The 5,721-nt window shown below is 71.1% G+C and carries 3 protein-coding genes; 1 reads left to right on the top strand and 2 read right to left on the bottom strand.

The features are described 5' to 3' along the window. Positions 1–232 precede the first annotated feature (232 nt). The gene (locus tag RIM90_RS00580) at positions 233–4,234 is read right to left on the bottom strand and encodes a HAMP domain-containing protein (protein WP_309058478.1); all 4,002 of its coding nucleotides are present in this window, start codon (positions 4,232–4,234) and stop codon (positions 233–235) included. A gap of 471 nt (positions 4,235–4,705) precedes the next feature. Between RIM90_RS00580 and RIM90_RS00575 the strand changes: the two genes are divergently transcribed. Then, positions 4,706–5,077, top strand: coding sequence for a PRC-barrel domain-containing protein (locus RIM90_RS00575; protein WP_309058477.1), 372 nt, complete (start codon positions 4,706–4,708; stop codon positions 5,075–5,077). A gap of 62 nt (positions 5,078–5,139) precedes the next feature. Here RIM90_RS00575 and RIM90_RS00570 read toward each other — a convergent pair whose 3' ends face one another. Next, entirely contained in the window at positions 5,140–5,574 is a 435-nt protein-coding gene (locus tag RIM90_RS00570) for an ATP-binding protein (RefSeq protein WP_309058476.1), read from the bottom strand. Positions 5,575–5,721: the final 147 nt, after the last annotated feature.

Raw genomic sequence — 5,721 nt, 5'->3', positions numbered from 1 at the left:
GACGTCCGCGGGGGAGGGGACGGAGACGGCCCCGGACGGCACCGGCGCGTCGGCGAGCGCGGGACGGACGGGTTCGAGCCGCGGCTCACCGCGCTGCGACTCGCGCGGATGCTCGCTGATGCTCACGGTGTGGATGCTCCTCGGCTGCGGGGCCCTGGGGCGCGGAAGGGGAGGCGCGGCGGGGCGCCCGTCCCGCCGGTGTGCGGTACGGGGCGCGCGGTCGTCGCGCGGCTCATGCCGGCAGCCAGCGCCGGACGCAGGCGATCAGGTCCTGGGTGTCGACCGGCTTGGTGACGTAGTCGCTGGCTCCCGAGGCGAGGCTCTTCTCCCGGTCCCCGGGCATCGCCTTCGCGGTGACCGCGATGATGGGCAGCTCGGCGTACTGCGGCATGGCGCGGATCTCGGCGGTGGCGGCGTAGCCGTCCAGCTCGGGCATCATCACGTCCATCAGCACGAGTGCCACGTCCGGGTTGTTCACGAGCTGCTCGATGCCCTTGCGGCCGTTCTCCGCGTGCAGCACCCGGAAGCCGTACAGTTCCAGGATCCCGCTGAGCGCGAAGAGGTTGCGCGCGTCGTCGTCCACGACCAGGATCGTGCGGCCGGAGAACGAGCCGTCCACGACGGCCTGCGGAGCCGGCCGCTGCGTCTCGTCCGGACGCACCAGGGACAGGACGTCGCCGGGTTCCTCGGCGGAGAGGTGCAGGGCGATGCGTTCGCGCAGCTCGTCGAGGCTGGACAGGAACTCCAGCGCCGTGCCCTCGGCACGGGACCGCAGCGCCTCCTCCACCGCCGCGTCGGCCCGGTGACCGCTGTGCACCAGCACCGGCACGTTCGCCAGGGCGGAGTCGCCCCGCAGCGCCTCCAGGAAGCGGGCGACCTCCTCCTCGGCCATGCCGAGCTCCAGCACCACGCAGTGGCACGGTTCGGCGGCCAGCGCACCGGCCGCCTCCTGGGCGCCGACGGTGGTGATGATGTCGACCGAGGGCCGCGAGGTGCCGTCGCCCCGGCCGTGCGCGACGTCCTGGACCACGCTCTCCGCGACCAGGGTCAGCAGACCCCGGGGCCGCTCCTCCACCACCAGCAGCCGTCTCGGGCGCCGCCCCGAGCCGGTCCCCGCCTCGATCGCCGGCCGCTGCCGGGACGGTGCGTCGGGGGCGGCCTCGGCCGGTCCCCGGCCCGCGGCGGGGTGCAGCAGCGTCTCGAAGTCCGGCCGGGTCACGGGCAGGAACAGCGTGAAGGTGCTGCCCTGGCCCGCGACGCTTTCCACCGTGACCGCCCCGCCGAGCAGGTGCGCGATCTCCCGGGTGATGGACAGACCGAGCCCGGTGCCCCCGTACTTGCGGCTGGTGGTGCCGTCCGCCTGCTGGAAGGCACCGAAGATCGTCTCCAGGTGCTGCTCCGGGATGCCGATGCCGGTGTCCTTCACCCGGAAGGCCACCACGGAACCGCCCCGCACCACGTCGTCGGGCACCTCGTCGTCCGCCGCGGGCTCGATCCGCAGCTCCACCCCGCCCCGCTCGGTGAACTTGACCGCGTTGGACAACAGGTTGCGCAGTACCTGCCGCAGCCGGGAGTCGTCGGTGAGCAGGTCGGCCGGCGCGCCCGGGGCCGTCGTCACGGTGAAGTCCAGGCTCTTCTGCATCGTCATGGGCCGGAAGGTGACCTCGACGTACTCGATGAGCTGGCGCAGCGTCACCCGCTCGGGGCTGACGTCCATCTTCCCGGCCTCGACCTTGGACAGGTCGAGGATGTCGTTGATCAGCTGCAGCAGGTCCGAGCCCGCGGAGTGGATGATCTGCGCGTACTCGACCTGCTTCGGGCTGAGGTTGCGCGAGGGGTTCTGGGCGAGCAGCTGGGCCAGGATCAGCAGGCTGTTCAGCGGGGTGCGCAGCTCGTGGCTCATGTTCGCCAGGAACTCCGACTTGTACTTCGAGGCCAGTGACAGCTGCTGGGCCCGGGCCTCGAGCTCCTGCCGGGCCTGCTCGATCTGGAGGTTCTTCGCCTCGATGTCCCGGTTCTGCGTCGCCAGCAGCGCGGCCTTCTCCTCCAGCTCGGCGTTGGAGTGCTGGAGTTCCTCCTGCTGCGCCTGCAACTCCGCCGAGCGCTCCTGGAGTTCGGCGGTCAGCCGCTGGGACTCGGCCAGCAGTTCGTCGGTACGGGCGTTGGCCACGATGGTGTTCAGGTTGACGCCGACCGTCTCCATCAGCTGGGCCAGGAAGTCCCGGTGGACCGGGGTGAACGGGGTCACCGACGCCAGCTCGATGACGCCGAGGACCTGGCCCTCGACCACGATGGGCAGCAGCACCAGGGCGGTCGGCACCACCTGGCCGAGCCCGGAGGAGATGGTCACGTAGTCCGGCGGCAGCTCGTCCACCACGATGGTGCGGCGGCTGCGGGCGGCCTGGCCGACCAGGGTGCGGCCGAAGGGGATCCGGGTGGGCCGGCCGTTGTCGTCGTCGGGACGGCCGTAGGAGCCGACGAGCCGCAGCTCGGGGCCGTTGTCGCCGTCCTCCGCGAGGTAGAAGGCGCCGTACTGGGCCGACACCAGCGGCACCAGCTCGTCCATGATCAGCTCGGCGACCACGGGCAGGTCGCGGTGCCCCTGCATCAGGCCGGAGACCCGGGCGAGGTTGCTCTTGAGCCAGTCCTGCTCCTGGTTGGCCCGGGTGGTCTCGCGCAGGGACTCCACCATCGAGTTGATGTTGTCCTTGAGCTCGGCGACCTCGCCGGAGGCCTCCACGGTGATCGAACGCGTCAGATCGCCCTCGGCGACGGCGCTCGCGACCTCCGCGATCGCCCGCACCTGCCGGGTGAGGTTCCCGGCCAGTTCGTTGACGTTCTCCGTCAGCCGCTTCCAGGTGCCCGAGACGCCCTCCACCTCGGCCTGTCCGCCGAGGCGTCCTTCGGTGCCGACCTCGCGGGCGACGCGGGTGACCTCGTCGGCGAAGGCGGAGAGCTGGTCGACCATCGTGTTGATGGTGGTCTTCAGCTCCAGGATCTCGCCGCGCGCGTCGACGTCGATCTTCTTCGACAGGTCGCCCCGGGCCACCGCGGTCGTCACCAGCGCGATGTTGCGCACCTGGCCGGTGAGGTTGTTGGCCATGGAGTTGACGTTGTCGGTGAGGTCCTTCCAGGTGCCGGCGACGTTCGGCACGCGCGCCTGTCCGCCGAGGCGTCCCTCGGTGCCGACCTCGCGGGCGACGCGGGTGACCTCGTCGGCGAAGGCCGACAGCGTGTCGACCATGGTGTTGATGACCTCGGCCAGCGCCGCGACCTCGCCCGCGGCCTCGACCCTGATCCGCTGCGACAGATCGCCCCGGCCCACGGCGGACGCGACCTGGGCGATGGAGCGGACCTGGCCGGTCAGGTTGGACGCCATCACGTTGACGTTGTCGGTGAGGTCCTTCCAGGTGCCGGAGACGCCGCGCACCTGAGCCTGTCCGCCGAGGCGTCCTTCGGTGCCGACCTCGCGGGCGACGCGGGTGACCTCGTCGGCGAAGGCGGAGAGCTGGTCGACCATCGTGTTGATGGTGTTCTTGAGTTCGAGGATCTCGCCGCGGGCGTCGACGGTGATCTTCTGCGACAGGTCACCCTTGGCGACCGCGGTCGCCACCAGCGCGATGTTGCGGACCTGGCCGGTCAGATTGCCCGCCATGAAGTTCACCGAGTCGGTGAGGTCGCGCCAGGTCCCCTTCACGCCCTGCACGTCGGCCTGTCCGCCGAGGCGTCCTTCGGTGCCGACCTCGCGGGCGACGCGGGTGACCTCGTCGGCGAAGGCGGAGAGCTGGTCGACCATCGTGTTGATGGTGTTCTTGAGTTCGAGGATCTCGCCGCGGGCGTCGACGGTGATCTTCTGCGACAGGTCACCCCTGGCGACGGCCGTCGTCACCTGGGCGACGTTGCGGACCTGGGCGGTGAGGTTGCCCGCCATGGCGTTCACCGAGTCCGTCAGGTCGGCCCAGGTGCCCGAGACCCCGGGGACCTGGGCCTGCCCGCCCAGCGCCCCTTCGGTGCCGACCTCGCGGGCCACGCGCGTCACCTCGGAGGTGAACACCGACAGCTGGTCCACCATGCCGTTGAAGACCTTGGCGATGTCCCCCATGAGACCGTCCGCGTCGTCCGGCAGCCGGGTGCCGAAGTCCCCGTCCCGTACGGCCGTCAGTCCCACCAGGAGCTGCTTCAGTTCCTGGTCCTGTGGCACCGCGCTGGTCCCCCCGGTGCTCTTGCCGGTCATGCGCACCCTCGTTCCGCTCCCCAGGAGCTCTCGGCACCGAGAACTCGAAACCTCTCCGAGCCATCCCCGGCCCGGCCGAGCCCATGTGCATTTCCGCTGATCACGGATCTGCGTGATGAGAAAATACGCCGAAGGCTAACCCAAGTGCCGGGCGGGGAACAAAGCGTGATCATCGTCCCGGAACCCGGTCGGAAAAAGTCATGAGAACCATGCATGTCCCGGCTGTCCGGGGGTACTCGGACGGGTTTCCGCCGAGGGGCTCCGGCCGAGGGGAGGCGGCTTTCCGCACGGGGGTGCCCGGTCCGGGAGGACCGCGGTGGCGGGGACCGCCGGCGTGCGGTTTTGGGTCCGCGCCCTCCGAATGCGCCCGCGCCTGCCGGGTATTTGCTGCTGTGGAGCCGGACGGCCGACCGCAGGCAGGACCGCCGCCCGCTCCGGGGATCCGCATTCACCGGGGAGGCAAGGAACAGCGTGCCCATCGACAGCATCTGGTCATACGCGCCGGGACTGAGCGACGCTCAGGGGCAGGACCTGACGGGCTACACCGTCGTTGCGAACGACGGCACCATCGGCCACGTGGACCGGCAGGCCGACCACCACGGCATGCGGCACCTCGTCGTCGACACCGGAGTCTGGGTGTTCGGCCGCAGCGTCCTCGTGCCGGTCGGCGTCGTCACGGGCGTCGACGCCGGGGAGCGCAGGATAACGGTGTCGTGCAGCAGGGCCGAGGTGAAGGCCGCGCCCCGGTTCCGGACCGACAGCGAGACCATGGACCCCGCGTACCTCGGCAGGGTCGGTGACTACTACCACCGGCTGCCGCCGCGCGAGACCCCCACCGGGTGAGTGCCGCGCCGGGCCGGGGCCGGCGGCGCACGGCCCGCGGCGCCGTGCGCCGCCGGCCGGGGTCACCAGGGCAGGAAGACATGGATGTCCTTGCCGTGGTCGTCGCTGACCACACTGACCTGGTCGCACAACGTGTGGATCAGGTGCCAGCCGATGCCGCCCCCGCCGCGGCTCGGGTGGAAGGGCCGCGGGGCGGGCTCGGTGGTGCTCGTGTCGTGCATCACGACGTGCACCCCGTCGAACGTCCTGCGCAGGCGCAACTGGAAGGGCCCCGGCGCGTACTGGACCGCGTTGGCGGCCAGCTCCGTGACGACCAGGAGTATGTCGTCCCAGTGTTCCGGAGCCGACGGCGCCGACACGCGGGCCAGGTCGAAGAGGAACTCCTCCGCGACCAGACGTGCGTCCGTGACGTCGTGCAGCTCCCCGGGGAAGCTGGCGACGCGGCTCGTGATCTCCTCGGCAGCCAGTGTCCTGTCCCAACGCGGCTCGGTTGCCATCTCGCCTTCCAGGCCCCGGTGTCGCGGGGCGGTCGTCCTTCGTGCATCTCCCGTCTGTGGGTTCCCGCGCCGGCGGAGCCTACGCGCCCGCATGCCCGTGAGCGGTCGGTGACAAACACGTCACCCGACGCCGCGGTCCGGCCCCGG

Origin of the sequence: Streptomyces sp., from assembly GCF_031181555.1 — a bacterium.
Classification (GTDB): Bacteria; Actinomycetota; Actinomycetes; order Streptomycetales; family Streptomycetaceae; genus Streptomyces; species Streptomyces fimbriatus.
This window is presented reverse-complemented; position numbering and strand designations above follow the sequence as displayed.

Excerpts from the sequence above, each read along its gene's own strand:
- RIM90_RS00570 (WP_309058476.1), bottom strand. The coding sequence starts at position 5,574 with ATGGCAACCGAGCCGCGTTGGGACAGGACACTGGCTGCCGAGGAGATC.
- RIM90_RS00580 (WP_309058478.1), bottom strand. The coding sequence starts at position 4,234 with ATGACCGGCAAGAGCACCGGGGGGACCAGCGCGGTGCCACAGGACCAG.